This window comes from Halobacillus salinarum (assembly GCF_022919095.1).
In the GTDB taxonomy this organism is placed as follows: domain Bacteria; phylum Bacillota; class Bacilli; order Bacillales; family Halobacillaceae; genus Halobacillus_B; species Halobacillus_B salinarum.
In genome coordinates this window covers 2,444,128-2,461,797 of record NZ_CP095073.1, presented here as the reverse complement: position 1 = coordinate 2,461,797, position 17,670 = coordinate 2,444,128, and the positions used below count along the sequence as shown (strand labels likewise).

18 protein-coding genes and 1 riboswitch are annotated in these 17,670 nt (G+C 41.3%); of the genes, 8 read left to right on the top strand and 10 right to left on the bottom strand.

Translation table 11 applies throughout. The annotated features are described in order from the left end of the window. Positions 1 to 131: 131 nt before the first annotated feature. Positions 132 to 237, top strand: a riboswitch (SAM riboswitch). An 81-nt stretch (positions 238 to 318) separates the two neighbouring features. Further along, on the top strand, positions 319 to 1,368 hold the full coding sequence (locus MUN89_RS12680; protein ID WP_244708179.1) for a homocysteine S-methyltransferase family protein: 1,050 nt from the start codon (positions 319 to 321) through the stop codon (positions 1,366 to 1,368). A 56-nt stretch (positions 1,369 to 1,424) separates the two neighbouring features. Here MUN89_RS12680 and MUN89_RS12675 read toward each other — a convergent pair whose 3' ends face one another. Then, positions 1,425 to 2,138: a polysaccharide deacetylase family protein gene (locus tag MUN89_RS12675; protein WP_244708178.1), complete on the bottom strand. Its 714-nt coding sequence runs from the start codon at positions 2,136 to 2,138 to the stop codon at positions 1,425 to 1,427. A 134-nt stretch (positions 2,139 to 2,272) separates the two neighbouring features. On the opposite strand from MUN89_RS12675, the gene MUN89_RS12670 reads away from it, so the two are divergent. Beyond that, entirely contained in the window at positions 2,273 to 2,977 is a 705-nt protein-coding gene (locus MUN89_RS12670; protein ID WP_244708177.1) for a class I SAM-dependent methyltransferase, read from the top strand. Between the two features lie 7 nt (positions 2,978 to 2,984). Here MUN89_RS12670 and MUN89_RS12665 read toward each other — a convergent pair whose 3' ends face one another. Next, positions 2,985 to 3,560 (bottom strand): hypothetical protein, encoded by a 576-nt coding sequence (locus tag MUN89_RS12665; RefSeq protein ID WP_244708176.1) that lies wholly within the window; start codon positions 3,558 to 3,560, stop codon positions 2,985 to 2,987. 125 nt (positions 3,561 to 3,685) lie between these two features. Further along, on the bottom strand, positions 3,686 to 4,942 hold the full coding sequence (locus MUN89_RS12660) for a DNA polymerase IV (RefSeq protein WP_244708175.1): 1,257 nt from the start codon (positions 4,940 to 4,942) through the stop codon (positions 3,686 to 3,688). A gap of 158 nt (positions 4,943 to 5,100) precedes the next feature. Here MUN89_RS12660 and MUN89_RS12655 point away from each other — a divergent pair, with 158 nt between their 5' ends. Then, a complete protein-coding gene (locus MUN89_RS12655; protein ID WP_244708174.1) occupies positions 5,101 to 6,534 on the top strand; it encodes a Na+/H+ antiporter NhaC family protein in 1,434 nt (477 codons plus the stop codon). Positions 6,535 to 6,640: 106 nt separating this feature from the next. Beyond that, entirely contained in the window at positions 6,641 to 6,946 is a 306-nt protein-coding gene (locus MUN89_RS12650; protein WP_244708173.1) for a hypothetical protein, read from the top strand. A 33-nt stretch (positions 6,947 to 6,979) separates the two neighbouring features. Here MUN89_RS12650 and MUN89_RS12645 read toward each other — a convergent pair whose 3' ends face one another. Further along, the gene (locus MUN89_RS12645; RefSeq protein WP_244708172.1) at positions 6,980 to 8,392 is read right to left on the bottom strand and encodes a glycoside hydrolase family 18 protein; all 1,413 of its coding nucleotides are present in this window, start codon (positions 8,390 to 8,392) and stop codon (positions 6,980 to 6,982) included. A gap of 125 nt (positions 8,393 to 8,517) precedes the next feature. Between MUN89_RS12645 and MUN89_RS12640 the strand changes: the two genes are divergently transcribed. The 4 genes from MUN89_RS12640 (at position 8,518) to MUN89_RS12625 (ending at position 13,348) form a co-directional block, all read left to right on the top strand. Beyond that, positions 8,518 to 9,996: a flavin monoamine oxidase family protein gene (locus MUN89_RS12640; RefSeq protein ID WP_244708171.1), complete on the top strand. Its 1,479-nt coding sequence runs from the start codon at positions 8,518 to 8,520 to the stop codon at positions 9,994 to 9,996. Positions 9,997 to 10,082: 86 nt separating this feature from the next. Continuing rightward, the gene (locus MUN89_RS12635) at positions 10,083 to 10,553 is read left to right on the top strand and encodes a hypothetical protein (RefSeq protein ID WP_244708170.1); all 471 of its coding nucleotides are present in this window, start codon (positions 10,083 to 10,085) and stop codon (positions 10,551 to 10,553) included. 446 nt (positions 10,554 to 10,999) lie between these two features. Beyond that, positions 11,000 to 12,826: an asparagine synthase (glutamine-hydrolyzing) gene (gene asnB, locus MUN89_RS12630; protein ID WP_244708169.1), complete on the top strand. Its 1,827-nt coding sequence runs from the start codon at positions 11,000 to 11,002 to the stop codon at positions 12,824 to 12,826. 69 nt (positions 12,827 to 12,895) lie between these two features. Beyond that, positions 12,896 to 13,348, top strand: a complete 453-nt coding sequence (locus MUN89_RS12625; protein ID WP_244708168.1) for a YusW family protein — start codon at positions 12,896 to 12,898, stop codon at positions 13,346 to 13,348. Positions 13,349 to 13,388: 40 nt separating this feature from the next. Here MUN89_RS12625 and MUN89_RS12620 read toward each other — a convergent pair whose 3' ends face one another. The 6 genes from MUN89_RS12620 to MUN89_RS12595 form a co-directional block, all read right to left on the bottom strand. Next, positions 13,389 to 14,243, bottom strand: coding sequence for a CvfB family protein (locus tag MUN89_RS12620; RefSeq protein WP_244708167.1), 855 nt, complete (start codon positions 14,241 to 14,243; stop codon positions 13,389 to 13,391). Positions 14,244 to 14,359: 116 nt separating this feature from the next. Further along, positions 14,360 to 14,443, bottom strand: a complete 84-nt coding sequence (locus MUN89_RS12615; protein ID WP_244713766.1) for a YjcZ family sporulation protein — start codon at positions 14,441 to 14,443, stop codon at positions 14,360 to 14,362. An 80-nt stretch (positions 14,444 to 14,523) separates the two neighbouring features. After that, entirely contained in the window at positions 14,524 to 15,519 is a 996-nt protein-coding gene (locus tag MUN89_RS12610) for an LLM class flavin-dependent oxidoreductase (RefSeq protein WP_244708166.1), read from the bottom strand. 40 nt (positions 15,520 to 15,559) lie between these two features. After that, the gene (locus MUN89_RS12605) at positions 15,560 to 15,949 is read right to left on the bottom strand and encodes a helix-turn-helix domain-containing protein (RefSeq protein ID WP_244708165.1); all 390 of its coding nucleotides are present in this window, start codon (positions 15,947 to 15,949) and stop codon (positions 15,560 to 15,562) included. Between the two features lie 115 nt (positions 15,950 to 16,064). Beyond that, positions 16,065 to 16,580, bottom strand: a complete 516-nt coding sequence (locus MUN89_RS12600) for a P-loop NTPase family protein (protein WP_244708164.1) — start codon at positions 16,578 to 16,580, stop codon at positions 16,065 to 16,067. A gap of 57 nt (positions 16,581 to 16,637) precedes the next feature. Continuing rightward, entirely contained in the window at positions 16,638 to 17,639 is a 1,002-nt protein-coding gene (locus MUN89_RS12595) for a zinc-binding dehydrogenase (RefSeq protein WP_244713764.1), read from the bottom strand. Positions 17,640 to 17,670: the final 31 nt, after the last annotated feature.

Below are 17,670 nucleotides of genomic sequence, written 5' to 3'. Positions count from 1 at the left end.
CCTTATTCGCTGGGCAGGAGCTGCCTTTTTAACTTTATAATCCAATTTTTTACGTTTCAAAATCTTTTGAAAATGGATTGACAACTAATTTCTCCCCCGCTATAATTTCTAGCAAGCCAAATTTATAAAGACTCTTATCAAGAGCGGCGGAGGGACTAGGCCCTTTGATGCCCGGCAACCTTTCATTTTTTGAAAAGGTGCCAAATCCTACAGATTACTTAATCTGGAAGATAAGAGGAGGATTTGATGATTATTTCAGTCACTCTTCTTATTTTAAGAAGAGTGACTGTTTTATTTTTTGGAAAGGTGTGGATAGTAATGAAGCGAACTCTAGAAGAAAGATTGCAGGATGGGCCCGTAATCTGCGGTGAGGGCTACTTATTTGAATTGGAACGGAGAGGGTATTTGCAGGCGGGCTCATTTGTCCCAGAAGTGGCACTTGATAATCCACAGGCATTAAAACAGACTTACCGGGATTATATGCTTGCTGGTTCTGATGTGGTGCTGGCTTTTACGTATAACGGGCACCGTGAGAAAATGAGAATTATTGGTAAGGAAGATTTACTTGAGCCGTTGAATAGACAGGCGATCAGGCTGGCCAAGGAAGTAGCGGAAGAACACCCTGAAGAAGAGGCACTGGTTGCCGGGAATATTTCCAATACTAATTTGTTCGACCCTGAAGATGAAGAATCAAAAGCGGCCATTCGAAGTATGTTTCATGAGATGATCAGCTGGTGCAAAGAAGAAGGCGTCGATTTTGTTAACGGGGAAACCTTTTATTACTACGAAGAAGCAAAAATTGCTCTCGAAGAAATTAAGAAGCAAGGACTTCCGGCGGTCATTACCTTTGGCGTGATGGGAGAAAATAAATTACGGGATGGTTATGAGGTAGAAGAAGCTTGCCGCCTCCTTGAACAACAAGGGGCTTTAGTGGTGGGAATGAATTGTTTCCGCGGTCCTGCTACGATGCAGCCTTACATCGAAAGAATTACTCAGGCCGTCGATGGATACGTTGGCGCACTGCCTATTCCATACCGGACAACAGAAGAACATCCGACCTTCTTTAATCTGCCGGACGGCGGCTGTTCCTGCTCCCTTCCAACGGAGACCACTTTCCCGACTTCACTTGATCCATTATACTGCAACAGGTATGAGTTAGCAGAATGGGCAAAAGAAGCGCAGCGTTCCGGGGTGCATTACTATGGTTTATGCTGCGGTGCTTCTCCTAGTATGCTGAGAGAAGTAGCTGAAACGGTAGGAAGAAAAACAGTGAACTCCACCTACTCTCCTGACATGGAGAAACACTTTTTATTTGGCAGTGACAGTACACTGAATCAAACGAATACTGCTTATAAAACCAGAGCTTAATAAGCAGACCACCATAACCTTTTCGTTCTCAGGGTTATGGTGGTGTTATTTTTACATTAACTTTCCTTAGAAGCTCGTGATTCGTATTGTTGAAGTTCGTTTACGGTAACAAACTGGTAGCCTTCCTTGGAAAGCGACTCCAGAATTCCCTGAACAACTTCAAGTTCATTTTTATCATACATTGGGTGGAGCAGAATAATTGAACCAGGCTCTACCTTCTCTTTTACATAATTAAGCTTATCCGGATTTTTGTCAAAATAAGAATCCGGTTCAAGACTCCAAGTAATGGTTTCGATTCCTTGTTTGTTTAAATAATAGGGGAGCCCCGCCAATTTTTTCCCGTTCGGCGGACGAAAATCAATTTCGCCTTCATAACCTGTTTTACGAATCAAGTCATTTGTTCTTTCTATTTCCTTTTTAATAAAACATTGGCTTTTAAAAATCATTCGCTTATGGGTGTACGAGTGATTCCCCAATTGATGCCCCTCTCCTGCGATTTGCCTTCCAAAGTCCATATGCTTTTCCAGTTCATTTCCGATAAGAAAAAAAGTTGCTTTCGCCTTATAGTTGTTCAGCAGTTGCAGAAGAGAATCGGTAAGTTGAGTAGGACCGTCGTCAAACGTCAGGGCGACGACCTTTTCTTCTGTGCTGACTTTACTCGTGATCCCGCCAAAAAGCTGCACGGTTCTCGCATTCATTAAATAATAGGTCCCTGTTGATAAAAATAGGATGCCCATTAGAATTAGGACGATTATTCTTATGCTTCTCATTTCATCGATCCCTTGAAATAATTTTATGTAGTTAGTTTACCATGAGCCTGCTTGCTTAAATGTAAATTCTTCTCACGCTGGGCAGTTTTTCACATATGTTGAAGGTATGGTGAACTGATGGATGGAGGAGAACGATGGAAAATAAATATTTAGATTTATTAGCTTTATTTGGGATCGGTGGCGCTCATCCAGGCGGTCTTGCATTGACGGAGGATTTGTTAAACGAGGAAAAAATCACCCCTGAAACGTATGTGCTCGATATCGGCTGCGGCACCGGCCAGACAGCCTGGCACTTATTTCATACATTTGGCTGCCGGGTAGCTGCAGTCGATCAGCATCCTCTTATGATCGAAAAGACGAAAAAAAGATTTGAAGATCATTTGAGCCGGGTGGATATCATCCAGGGAGACGCTGAGAATCTGGAATTTGACAGTGATTTATTCGACTTAGTTTTATCTGAATCGGTCGTCTCTTTTACATCTATTGAAAAAACTATCGGAGAGTTGTACAGGGTTTTGAAGCCTGGCGGGCATCTCTTGATGATTGAAATGACAGCTGAAAATAAGCTGTCTGATAGTGAAAAGCAAGAAGTACACGATATCTATGGTGTGAAACAGGTGTTTTGTGAGAATGAGTGGAAGGATCTTTTGTATGAAAAAGGGTTCACTTATATAGAAGCAGAAGACATCTCGCTCGCCCATGCAGCCGCGGATCAGCAGGATTACAGTCCTTCAGCGAACATTGGTGTCGAGCATTATGATCTGTGGGTAAAGCATGCCGCCTTTATTTCAAGCGCGGATGTACCAATTGGCTGCCGTGTGTACCGTTGTTATAAATAAGCTTTTTTTAAGAGAAAAGAAGCACAGCGATCACAATGACTACTACACTGACTCCCCAGGCTGCTGTTCCTAGTACAAAGGTTTTCATCCCGGATTCAAATGTAGTTTTCAAGGCTTGTCCTTTTTCAGACTTGTCCATTCGCCTTGCTCTTATAAATGAGCCTAGATTTAAGCCGATCAAAGGAAAAATGAGCTGTAATAAATAATTACCAGTGTCATGGTGAGCGTAATTTGCAGGAAGATCTATAATAAACGGCAGAATAAAGCATAATCCTGCCAATAGGAGAAAGAACGTGGTTCCTATTTGATGTTGCCGGTGCCGCCTTTTTTCTCCCATTTTTTCTTTTTCGTATTCTTTCAATTTTTTCAGACTCTTCGGCCGGTACCCTTTGCCGGTTTGTTCCCGGTACCTCGATACAATGAATGAACCAAGCAAGATTACTCCTATAAGACAGCAAAAAATTGATAAGGGATATTCGTTTGAAAAATACCAGTTGAAAAGAACGATTACGGATAATATTCCTATATTGATCTGTACGAGCTCTACAACCCGCAGCTTCCACAGTTCTTTTTTGCTGAGCATCTTCCACCCCCTAACATCCATATTTTTACATACCCTTTTCCTGCATTATGAAACCTTGTCCATGCAGGCTTGATAATAAACTGCCGGGCTATCCCGACAGTCTGAAGCAGTCATGTACCGCGATTTTAAGCATTATGTCCGCCAATTTTATTGCTTCGTTCAATTGTAATCCCGGAATTCGTGAAGCTGGTAGCCCTGAGTATAGCCGTCGTTCCGAATTTATCGCGGATTCTGTCCATCACTTCCCCTACGTCCTTTTCTTTTGTGCGGTCATTAAAAAAACTCAGTTGGATATCCGCTTCGTCGTTAAGATTGGTGAGTGAAATGTAGACTCTGCGAATTTTACTTTCTCCATCATAAAAGCGCTCAAATAATGTAATTACAGTTTTATACACATCCATTGTACTATTGGTCCGGGTCTGGATAGACATCGACCGGCTGAATCCGCCTCCGGTTTCTTTAGCATAGCCGACACCTAAATGAATCGTCCGCCCCTCCTTATCATCTCTTCTTGCTCTGCGGCAGGCTTCCTCGCACAAGTCTAAAAAGCACGCATAGATTTCTTCTTTTTCATAATCCCTAAGCAGTGTAATGCCGTGACCATAGCTTTTCTGCTCCGTCTTAATAAAACTTCCGGTGACAGGGCTAAGATCAATCCCCCACGCGTGGTAATACAACTGTTCCCCCATAATTCCGTAATGCTTCTGCAAATATTTCAATGGGTGTTTCGCAAGCTGGCCGAGCGTAACAATTCCCATACGGTTTAAATTTCGCGTCATGCGGCGGCCGATTCCCCAGATATCTTCAATCGGAGTAGGCCATAACAGCCGTTCTACATTTTCATAACGGCATACGGCTATACCGTCGTCTGCTTTTTTCGCGTGAATATCCATGACGACTTTCGCTAAAAACTTGTTATCCCCGATCCCAATGGCACATTCGATGCCGAATTGTTCACGGATTTGGTGCTGCAGCAGCCGGGCAGTCTCACGAGGAGGACCGTATAACTTCTGCAAACCAGTAATCGTCACCCATAATTCATCAACGGAATAAACGTGGATCGCCTCTTGAGGTACGTAATTCATAATGGTCTTCGTTATTTCTACAGATACTTCAAGATAGTCGCCCATATGAGCTTCAGCGATCACAAGCTGAGGGTCATCAGGAAGCTCAAAATAGCGGCTGACATTGCTGATGCCATGCTTTTTTTTCAATGCCGGCGAGGCAGCAAGGACAATGCTTCCGCTCCGGCTTGGATCCCCGACGACAGCAAGCAGAGCTGTTTTGGGATCCATCCCGCGCTTAGCACATTCGACACTTGCATAAAAGGAACGCATATCAATGCACAACACATCGTTACGCGGATACATAGAATAATCCATCTCAATTCACCTTCAATACGAACGTTTGTTCTTATTATACACAAGCATTTTCCAATCGTATACATGAAATTTCTAGAAAAAGTCAATTGTACATGTTCTCTCCATACTTACTCATACTAATGGCAAGTGTGAAGAATTGAAGACGGGAGCTGAGCGTAATGGATCATTCATGGGTCGCTTTAATACCTTTTATATTAGTCATACCTATATCAATTTTAACGAAACAGGTCCAGCCTGGATTGTTTGTTGGTTTAATTGTGGGCGCCTATATTATAGAACCAAGCTTGTTAGGAGGCATCAAAACCGCCTTATCCTATATAGTGGATAATGTAGTCGAATCCAGCAACATCCGCATTATTATTTTTTTGTATGGCTTTGCAGGTCTTATCAGCATGATAAAATTCACGGGAGGCATTAAAGGATTCGTTCATCTGGTGAACGATAAAGTAAAAACGAAAAAAAGTGCGATGTTTTTAACGTGGATTACGACATTAGGGACTTTTAGTGATCCGGATTTCCGCATCGTAACGGTGGCTCCAATTATGAAGGCTTTGCGGAAACGATTAAAAATGTCGAAACAAAGGATTGGTTTTGCCATTGAAATGACCTCGAATCCCGTCGTTGCCTTGGTACCTATCGCAACAGCATTCGTCGGCTATATGGTTACGACGATAGGCGATGCTTTGCAAGAAGCAGGAATTGATCAAGAACCTTACATGGTGTATGTAAAAAGCATTCCGTTTAACTTCTTTTCTCTTGTCTTAATCTTAATCGGCATTTATTACAGTTTTTTTAAAAAGCCGAAAGAAAGTGAATCGGATGAAGCGATGCAGCAAAATTCCGGGGAGAACGCCGAAGAACAGCAAGGTGAGGAAGGATTGGATGCATGCCATAGAGCTTATGAACAAGATACTGCGATCAAACCACTGAATCTACTTCTTCCGCTGATCACGTTTCTTGGATTGACGATTTTTCTAAGCTGGTGGGACGGTCACAAAGGAGCGGATTCCGTTTTTCAAGCTTTCATTCGCAGTGATGCATTAGGGGTGATGCTGGAATCCCTGCTTATTTCGCTAATCCTTGCGTTTATCTACTTCATGTTTCAAAAATATAAGGTGTCCAAGCTAGTCAGTCACTTTATTAAGGGCGGAAATGAGTTAATGTCCGTTATCCTTCTGCTTGCACTGATCTGGGGAGTATCAGCAGTTTCCGAAGATCTCGGCTTTTCGGACTATATTACAGGGCATGTGGACTGGATTCCTCACCTGTTTGTAGCTCCGGTCATTTTCCTTCTTGGCGGAGTTATCTCTTACTTTATTGGATCTTCCTGGGGAACTTGGGGTCTGTTAATGCCGCTTGGGATTACGCTTGCCCATGATGCCGGCGTAAATATCCTGCTTGTCATTGGAGCGGTTTTTGCAAGCGGGACCTTTGGAGCTTTCGCTTCTCCTTTAAGCGATAACTCGGTAACCTTATGTACGATTATGGATTTGGACGTTATTAAATATTCTAAAAAGAAACTGGCTCCCGCGTTGATTGGTGCCGGGATAAGCGCGGTTCTGTTCGGGGTATTTTCCTTTTTTATGAGATAGACACATGAAGCAAGCATTCCCTAACAGGATAGCGATGTGAACTACGTATAAAAATTGACATCCATCTAACCTCCTCTTACGATTTAAATAGACAGGAGGAAATTAAATGAACGAAAAGGAACAGGAACAACAGATCATTAAACAATACAAACAGGATGAAAAGACCATGGTGCTTGTGTTCGCCCAGTGGTGTATAAATCACAATTTAGATGCGGAGCAGCTCTATCAAAAAGCATATCCTTCCCAGGTCAAAAATCAAATCCTGCAGAATGCTTTGGAATCGACCGTTCCATTGGAAGAAGCAGAAGAAATTACAACCACTGCTCTGTTGAATGTATTGTCTGTATTTGGGAATGACGAGTTAGCGTTTGTCATAGCAGAGGAAGAAGAAAAGTTAAAGCACCAAAAATAAAAAACCGAAAGGAGGAAGTACCTTCTTTCGGTTTTATCGTTTGTGAACAGTAAAGTTCGTTTGTAATACCGGCCAGTTCTGCGGGAAGGGATTGCCGAGCACCCAATAACTTATCCCTCTTAAACCATACTCTTTAACAACATCATATTTAGCTTGAACACTCCGGGCGTCTTCAAACCAAACTTCATGCTGCTGGCCTTGTTCGTCTGCATATCGAAAATAAGGGGATTGATACTGCTCGTTATATTGAATTGGAACGCCATATAATGAAGCTAATTGCACCGCTTGTTTTGGACTGACGGTACGCGCATAAGTGCCTTCCACCCATGGAATCTTCCAGTCCCGTCCGTAAAGAGGCACGCCCATAACAATTTTATCCCTTGGGATAACCGTGACCGCATAATCCAGCACTTCTTTTACTTTGTTGATCGGTGCAATTGCCCAGGGTCTCCCTCCCGCCCATCCCCATTCATAAGTCATTAATATGATAAAATCTACAATTTGAGCCTGTTGAGCATAATCATGAGCCTCATAAAGCAAGCCCTGCTGGTCTCCGGAGATCTTTGGTGCTAAAGCAGTAGAAACGATGTATCCACGTTCATGTAATTGCTCAGTCACTCGTTTTAAAAAGTCGTTGTAATTTTGCCGATCCTCAGGGTAGACATATTCGAAATCGATATTCAGACCCGAATAATGTTTCTCTGCCATTTTATTTAACACATTGGAGATCACTTTGTTTTGCAGTTCTGGATTTCTAAGGATGGTCGCTGCTAGATCAGAATCAAAGGAACCCTCTGCAAAATTGGTAAGCACAAATAAAGGAGCCACATCATTCGCCTGTGCAGCTTCTAACAACGGAGCGTCCTCTATATTGGAAACTGAGCCGTCGTTCCTTACCGAGTGCATAAATGGAGATAAATAAGTAAAATTACGTCCTAAATATAATACTTCCTGAGCTCCTTGTGAATCAATCGAAGTCGTATAAGCATTCACATCAATGGCGGGTAAACTTGGTGCAGGGATATAAAGGGTTTGGCCGGCATAGATTAAAGCTGGATCCGAGAGAGTATTGTTTGTCATAATCTCTTCTACTGACACGCCAAACCGGCGTGCAACCGCCCATAAAGAATCTCCAGGCTGAACTGTGTAACGTACGTAAGGCAGACGCAGTAAATCGCCTACGTAGAGGAGCTTCGGATCGGTAATCTGATTGAATTGAGCAAGCTCTTGAACAGAAATTCCAAACTGTTGAGCGATTCCCCACAGGCTGTCGCCTTGCTTTACAACATATTCCTTCGCTAATTCGGGAATGACCAATGCCTGCCCCACTACAAGTCGATTCCAATCATTAAGTCCATTAAGTAAACCAATTTGACTGATGGAAGAGTTATACCTTTGTGAAATTCCCCACAATGTATCTCCCGGCTGCACCACATAAACTTGCATAGGTTTGACCTCCCTCTTTCCTATCACCATCTTATTCAATGAGGAATGGTTTATTTACGATTCTAAACAATTCTTTCTCATACACTGCCGCCCGGTTCATAAAATGTAAAAAAAAGGGAGTTTACATGATGCGCTTCAATAATTCTAACGATCTGAAATATCCTGAGGATCTGCTGTCCATCATTCGAAATGGACTGTCTCCTAAAAAGAAAGACAAACATATTCTTATTGCAGGAGCTGGTATGGCCGGACTTGTAACGGGGTCATTGTTAAAACAAGCAGGTTACCGAATCACGATCATCGAAGCAAATAATCGGATTGGCGGGCGGATTTTCACCGTGAGAAAGCCTTTCACACAAGGAAATTATTTAGATGTAGGAGCGATGAGAATCCCGGATACCCATGAACTGGCCATGGCCTATATTCAGAAGTTTCACCTTTCCTTACATCCCTTTATGAATACTTCCGATAAGGATTTTATATTCGTAAATAACGTTTTGACGACCAAGAGGTATTACGAAAAACACCCAGAAGTCCTCCAGTATCCGCTCGTTGGATGGGAAAAAGGAAAAACAGCAACAGAGCTGCTCACGGCTGCAATTCAGCCGTTTCTTGACAAATATGAGAACAGTAATCAGGAGGAGAAAAACCATTTAAAACAGGAGTATTCTCGTTATTCAATAGGAGAATTTTTAAAATATAACCCTTTAGGTCCTTCCTTGTCCAAAGCAGCAGTACGGTTGATCGGAGTATTATTAGGAATTGAAGGGTTTCCTGAATTTTCTTTTTTAGATATTTTAACAGACATTATCTATCCCATTTTTAATAAAGAAACGCAGTTTTTTGAAATCAACGGTGGGAACGACCATCTTCCTCATGCGTTTCTTCCTCATTTGGCCTCCAATATCGTTTTCAACCAACGGATAAAAAGAATTTACCAAAGTTCCGAAGGAGTTACGTTTGAAACAGCCCATACGGTTAATGGAGATACTTATCTTTTTTCTGGAGATGAGGCTGTTATTACCTTGCCTTTTACAGTGTTGCAATTTATCGACATGATTCCTTTTGAGTCAGTATCTTTTCAGAAACGCAAAGCCATCTGTGAACTGCCTAGCGTGCCCTCCATAAAAATTGGAATGGAATTTAAACACCGTTTCTGGGAAACCATGAATTACGGAAATATTATCTCAGATCAGCCGATAAGGTTTACATACCCTTCAAGCCATCAGAACCCTTTTAATTCCTCTGGAGTACTTCTTGCCAGCTACAGCTGGGGTCAGAATGCTTTACTTTGGAACAGCGTATCACCCAGTCAGATGACAGAAATGGTCTTAAAAGATTTGGCAAACGTTTATGGGACGGTTGTGTATAAAGAATTCAGACAAAGTATTTCGTTCAATTGGTCAAGGAACCCTTTTTCAGCGGGCTGCTTTACATTATTCATTCCCGGCCAAGGGGAGAACTTCTCTGAATACATTCGCCAACCTGAAGGAAAACTGCACTTTGCCGGCGAACATACCTCTAATTTTCACGGGTGGATAGAAGGAGCTATTGAATCAGGAATAAGAGCTGCTTATGAACTTCATCAAGGAATCGAGCGTTAATTATGTACCTCATCATTACGAACACCCACTTTACCCTCATAAGTTCAAACTCTATGGGTATGATAAAGAAAAAAGGGTGGTGCTAAATGATTGTCAACATTGTGGTGGGGCTAGTGATCCCGTGGATTTTAAGTATTTGGCTCGCTCTTCGTTCCCCAATTATCGTCATACTGATCTTTCCCTTAGGGATCACGATCGCCTATTTGGCTAATGACTGGGGGTTTGAATTGTTCTGGACTGTTTCTCCGACTTTAAAAAATCCTTCTCTTTCCATTCTGCCATATAACATCGGTTATTTTCCTTTTATAGCTACTTTATTTGCTTTTATTAAATTAAAAAGGAAATATAAAAACCTAAGTTTAATTGTATGGTTTACCGCTATTACTACTCTGCTTGAATGGTTTGCGGTATATATTGATAAAGTAAATTATCTTAACGGATGGAACCACTTATTAACTTTGCTTGTCTATTTAACAGGATTTGTTGCTACCTCTTTATATCTCGAATTGCTAACGAAATATAAGGTCCTTTCCTCAACAACAAAAAAATACAGTTAACTCTGTTCCCTTTGTTTATGCTGTCTGCATGAGTAAGGGGTTCTCTTTTATTGTAAAGTATTATTTCTCCATATTGCAGCCGTTGTAAACGGTTAACACCTTTTATAGTAGTCCCCTTTTCACATAAATTATACATTTTGTTTACAGCTTTTATCCAAATAATTTACATTTTATTTTAGATAAATATTTACATATTAATTTAGATATTAAAAGTTCATAATTTCAATATTCAATAAAAACATGAGACAAATGTCATGAATTAATTTACATAATTTGTATATATATTTAGACCATTGACATTTTTTTACGTGATCAGTTATCCATTGATTGACTGCCGAAACGGTGCAGGTATACCATTTGAAATGACCAATTTTAAAATACGGTCATAAAGCTTGATCAACATGGAGAGCACTCCCATGAAATATTCTTGAAAGAAGGCGTATAGAATGTGTGGTATTACAGGATGGGTGGATTGGTCTAAAAATCTTTCCAAAAATAAAGAAACTTTAAAAGCGATGACAGATGCAATCGAACACAGGGGACCGGATGCTGAAGGATTTTGGTTGAAGGATCATGCGGCACTTGGGCATCGCAGACTTATTGTTATAGATCCCGAAGGCGGCGCACAACCGATGGTGTATCAAATTGGCGAGGATCACATTGCCCTTACCTACAACGGAGAACTCTATAATTACTTAGAGCTTCGTGATGAATTACTGGCAAAAGGTCATGACATTAAAACAAATTCTGATACTGAGGTTTTACTGCATGCTTATTTAGAATGGGACACGGATTGCATTCGACATTTCAATGGGATTTTTGCCTTTGGCATTTGGGATGAACGACAGGATCGGCTTATGCTTGGAAGGGATCATTTAGGTGTAAAGCCTTTATTCTTTGCCGAACGTGAGGGGCAGATTATTTTTGGATCTGAAATTAAATCCCTGCTTTCCCATCCTGATGTAGAACCGGAAGTGGATACAGAGGGCTTAGCTGAAGTATTTGGGCTGGGACCAATGAGGACTCCAGGGAAAGCTGTCTTTAAAGGCATCCAGGAAGTAAGAGCCGGCCACTTTATGACCTTCTCTGAGAATAATTCCAGTGATGAAAAGTACTGGATGCTTAAAAGTAAAGAGCACACAGATGACGTTGAGACAACTGTAAACACGATACGTGAATTATTAGAAGATACTGTAAAGCGGCAGTTAATTGCAGATAAACCGCTTGTTACCATGCTTTCTGGGGGATTAGACTCCAGTGGGCTCACGGCTATGGCTGGAAAAGAATTCCGAGAAGATAGCAAGGCTCTTTCCACTTATTCCATCGACTTTGTTAACAGTGAAGCTGATTTTGAAGAAGACTTTTTAAGAAGGGATTTAGATGAACCCTGGGTAAATCGAGTGTCTGAACATGTCGGAACAAATCATACATCCATTGTTCTTGACTCGGACAAGCTGGTAGATCATTTGCTCGTTCCGATGCGTGCCAGAGACTTGCCTGGAGTAGGCGAAATTGAAACATCCTTGTACCTTTTATTCACGGAAATGAAGAAGGATGCCACTGTTGCCCTTTCTGGCGAATCAGCAGATGAAGTCTTCTCTGGGTATCCATGGTTTCATCAAGAAGAGTATTTAGATGCGGATATTTTCCCATGGTTAATGAACTTAGGCAATATGGGAGGTATATTAAAAGACGATATTCAGGAAAAACTGCAACTGAAGCAGTACCAAAAGGAAAGGTACCAAGAAGCGCTTGAAGAAATTCCTGAGTTAGAGGGAGAAACGGGGATGGAGGCTAAGCAACGACGCATGTCCTATATGTTTATTACCCGGTTTCTTCCCTTTATGCTTGATCGTAAGGACCGGGCAAGTATGATGACTGGATTTGAAGTTCGCGTTCCATTTTGTGATTACCGTCTCGTAGAGTATCTGTGGAATATTCCATATGAGATGAAAAGAATTGATGATATTGAAAAAGGGATTCTGCGACGAGCATTTGCAGATTATTTGCCTGAGGATGTCCGTTATCGGAAAAAGAGTGCGTATCCAAGTACAAAAGATGATGAATATTTGCAACGTGTTCAAAGATGGATGTTAAACGTACTGGATGATCCAGACTCCCCTATTCTTTCATTAATCAAAGAGGATGTGGTGAGAGAGATAGCGGAGGGCAGACATCCGGGTATAGACGGTTCAAGAGCGAAAGGGCTTCTTGATTACCTCCTGCAAATTAATGCGTGGCTTAAAGAATATCAAATTCGCATCAATCTTTAATTTCTAATTTACATTCATGAAAAATTCTCTTTATGGAAAACCTATATAAAAGGTGATTTGGAGGTTTTCATGATGAAACCAATAGTAACAGTTATTGTACTTTTCACTTTACTAATTACAGGATGCGCGAAGGAAGAAACGGTTCCAGAACCCAAGGGATTTGTGACAAAAAAAATCGCTTACAGCGGGAAAAATGCAAACGAACAAGTGTTGCCTTTCACACGGTTTGATTTAAACATTAACTACGGCCAGCAAGGAAATTACAAAATCCATTTTCTTTCAACTGCAAACAGATCAGAAGGAGCGATTTATGATTTCAATAAACAAACGGTGTTTGGAAAAGAGGCTGTGGATCAATTAGTAACAAACTTTCATAACTTTGCATTTGACGAAGATTCTAGCAAGGAATTTGTCATTACGGAAGTTTTGTCAAATCTTGGTCTTTCCGACAACTTTAGAGACATTCATTTACAAGTCCGGTACTTAAACGGGCAAGTAAAAACGTACCATCAGCAAGCCTAGAACTATCCAGGCTTGCTGATTTTTTCAAGACAACACGGTATTATTTCTTCAGCCGGGTGCTTTCCTCATCCATGACAATTTTATCGTCCTTCAAGAGCTTGCCAAGCGCCCTTTTAAATGCAGCTTTGCTAATCTGGAACGTCTGCCGGATGTCCTCTGGACTGCTTTTATCATGAAAGTACATCGTACCGCCTTGTTCCTCCAAGAAAGCAAGGATCTGGTCAGAATCGTCCTTCATCTGATCCTGTTTTACGGAAAGCAAAGAAACATTGATTGTCCCATCCTCTTTAACGTCAATCACTCGTCCTTGAATCGTTTCACCCATTCTTGGCTCTTGTTTTCTTTCATGAGGGTGGATAAACCCTCTATATCCCTCTTCGGTTAACAGGAAGGATCCTGATTTCGTTGATTTGTATATCCTGCCTGCGACTTCCTCATGAAGCAGGGAATCCGGGGCTTTTATTAAGTCTTCCATTACTTCATTTTCAGAAATGGGCTCAGCTAAAAGTCTGCCCTTCTTGTCCACTTCCAGGCTTACAAATAAATCATCACCTGGCTGCGGCCATACTTTTTGAATATACGGAAGCTCATCTTTAGAAACAAGGATTTCCTTTTGGATACCAATTTGTACATATACTCCTAAATGCGGTACTGTTTCCACTACTTCTGCCCACCCATAAGCCTCTCTTGTTATGTCTGGAAGAGACATCGTAGCATTTAGTTTCCCTTTTTTGTCAGGAAAAATAAAAACGGAGATTGTATCTCCTACCTCAAACTCTTCGTTTACTTCTGCATCTGGAAGAAATAACTCCTCTGAGTCAGCCGTGACGATAAATCCATTTGTTATTTTCTTGAGAACTTCCACCGATTGAATAGAACCGATCGATAATGACATACTTCAACATCCTTTACTAGGTTTTGTCCATTCATTATACAACACGATTTTTCTTCGTAAACCTTTTGAGTGAATTTGTATGTAGCAAGCGTGGCTTACACCACGCTTTGACTATTTTAATACCAAGCTGCTCCGACGATAACAAGGAGAATAAACAATACTACAATTAACGCAAATCCTCCACCATAACCGTAACCCATATTTCTTCCCCCCTTAGTAATTTTATATGAAGGAGGAGTTCAATTCGTATGGGTGAAATGCTTAAGCAACCGCCTAACTTTCAATTTTTGCATGCCTCGGCAAGCAGCCTGTACGATTTCTTTTTTGCTTCAAAGTCAAAAATATTCGTGATAATTAGAAACTCATCCACTTGAAAGGACTCACTTAACTCTTGAAGCTGTTCTGCCACAAAATGGGGAGTGCCAATTAAAGCACGCCTGCGGTTATCATTTAGTTTTTGCAGCTCGTCGTTTGAAAATTGATAATCGATGACTTCCTGCACAGAAGGAATCCGGGTATCCAATCCTTTCTCAACTTGAAGAAGCCACTTATCCTGACTTAAAGCTAATTCTTCTGCCTCATCCTGAGTTTCCGCACAAACGGCAAAAATGCATACGTTCACTTTCGGTGTTGTCAAATGTTGAGACGGTTTAAAGTTTTGGCGGTAAGCGGCAAGTGCAGAAGCTTCGTTTTCAGGATTGATAAAGTGTCCAAATGTGAAACCTGTACTATTTACAGCAGCTCTTCTCGCTCCTAACTCGGAAAGACCCAGTACCCAGGTCTGGGGCAGGCTGTTAGTTAATGGCCGTGCGGAAACTCCAAAATAATCTTCGCCTTTTGGAACATCATTGTGAAGGAACTGGTGAACTTGTTTCACCTGCCTGGAGAAGGCACTTAATGGTTTTTCCAACCCATCGGTTAAAGCAAGTCTCGTTTTCTTCCCTCCTCCAGGAGACCTCCCCATACCAAGATCAATTCGACCTGGAAACAGGGCTTCTAAGGTTTTGAAGTTCTCGGCAACCTTAAAAGGACTATATTGAGGAAGAAGAATCCCACCAGACCCCACCCGAATAGAATGAGTCACGGAAGCTATTCTGCTGATTAAGACCTCAGGGGACGTACCAGCCAGCCCATTGGTGTTATGATGTTCAGCCACCCAGAATCGGTGATACCCTAAGTCCTCTGTGTACTGAGCTAATTGAAGTGTCTGCTGCAATGCTTCTGCTGCCGTTTGTCCTTTTGAGATCGGACTTTGGTCAAGGACACTTAATTTCATTTTAAGCAGCTCCTTTCTCTAAGCAGAAGTCTTTCTACCTCTATTTATATACATCTTTCATAATCTTATTTAAAATGTGAAGCTGTTCTTCAAACAGGATTTTATAACGCTTTTTAAGAATATCAAATTCTTCTTTTCCTAAATCGGTCAAATAATACCAATATACTTTCTGACGCTTTTTTTCATGGGATTTATAGTCCTCTTTCCTAGCCAGAAAGCCTTCCTCTGTCATTTCATGAAGTGTATCCAGTAATGTCGAAGGCGCAGGGATCCAATTTGTTGTCAATTTATGAAATTCTTTTTTAAAATGTTCACTAATCATCGGCTCGCTTACTTGCAGCAAATGCATAATGTAAAATTTCGTAAATTGGGCTGCACTCATATTAAGTGCAAATTTTTTTGGATTATTTTTATGAGACAACTCATCCACCCTTCCTGTATGTAGTTATCTCTATTTTACACTGTCAGGTGGAACATTTGTCCAATTATACGCACATTCGTTCGTTTAAGAGCTGGATTTATTTATAAAGTTTCGGAGTTGCTACTTAGTTGGAAGAAAAAGGTTGTTGGGTGAATTTTTGAATGGATTTACGGTTATTAAAAACGAGCAATTGAGCTTTATCAGTTCGCTGCATCATAGCTTTCAAAATTTTCCCGCTTTTTTGCTCGGGAAAATTCCAGACGTATTTTATAAATTCGAGGTCCATTTTCTCGGGGCAGCCGGCACCTAAGTCCTCCCTGATCTTCCCGCGATATCGACGCCAACGATTTAAAATTCTCAGCAGGCATAGGGTTCTTGGCAGGTTTAAAAAAATAATTGTATCTGCCTGATCCAACCGTTCATCCCATACACGGCTGTAGTTCCCATCAATAATCCACGCCTCTTTATTCAAAAACTTCTTCTGTTTATTTTTTAACTCATGAATAGTTGAAGCTTTCCATCCCGGCTTCCAAAATAAAGTATCTAAGTGAAGAACGTCTACGTGCAATTTTTCCCCAAGTATTTTCGCAAGTGTCGATTTTCCCGAACCCGCCGATCCTAAAATGGCGATTTTTTTCATTCTTCCCCTCCTCATAAAAATACGCAGCAGGATTAGCTCCCGCTGCGCTTTATTGCTTTAGGAATTAGAGATGGAAATCCCAATCTTACCGAAATTCTTTGTGTTTTCCAAGTATTCAAAAGCTTCCCGGTACTCCTCTAAAGAGAACACCTTATCTAATTGAGGGAGGATTTCGTGTTGTTTTACAAATGAAAGCATGTGGCGGAATTCTTCAGCACTGCCCATCGTAGAACCTAATAAATTATATTGTCCATAAAAGAAGGTGCGAATATTTATCGTTACCTCGTCCTCTGTGGTCGCGCCGAAGGTAACAATCGTTCCTCCTTTTTTTACAATCCCTAGTGATTGGGTAAAAGTTGCAGCCCCAATGCTTTCAAGCAGCAAATCGACTTGTTCCTCTTCCAGTCCTTTATTCCAGTCACTTTCTGTTTTAACCGCTCTGTCTGCTCCTAACTCAAGCGCTTCCTGCAGCTTTTTTTCTGATCGAGAAGTAACAATGACACGAGCCCCTGCCGCTTTAGCAAATTTCAAAGCAAAGGTAAGGACACCGCTTCCGATGCCTGGAAGCATAACGGTTTGGTCTTTTTTTAATTTTCCTCTTGTAAATAATGCCCTGTAGGCGGTTAACGCAGCTAAGGAAAGGACTCCCGCTTGTTCAAAAGTTAAGTGTTCAGGCTTTGGTTCAATAAATTTTTCCGACTGGCAGATGTACTCGGCAAAAGTACCCTGATAAGGAAAACCGACAATTTCGAATCCTTCTGGAGGGGCTTCGCTATTAACTTCCCAGCCGATGCCTGGATTCACTACAACTTCATCTCCAGGTTTAAACTTAGTAACTGATCCCCCCACTTCCTCAACAACGCCTGCCGCGTCAGAGCCCGGGATAAGCAGAGGATCTTCCGCTTTATGCCTTTTTGTTATGACAGCTAAATCACGCCGGTTCATTCCTGCTGCACGTATACGAACTTTTACTTCATCAGGCTTCAAAGATGGCTCAGGAACTTCTTTCATTTGAAGTCCATCAAGACCGTCTTTTCCTTCATGAATCATTGCTTTCATCATTTATCACCTCTATCATTAGGTCTCATTC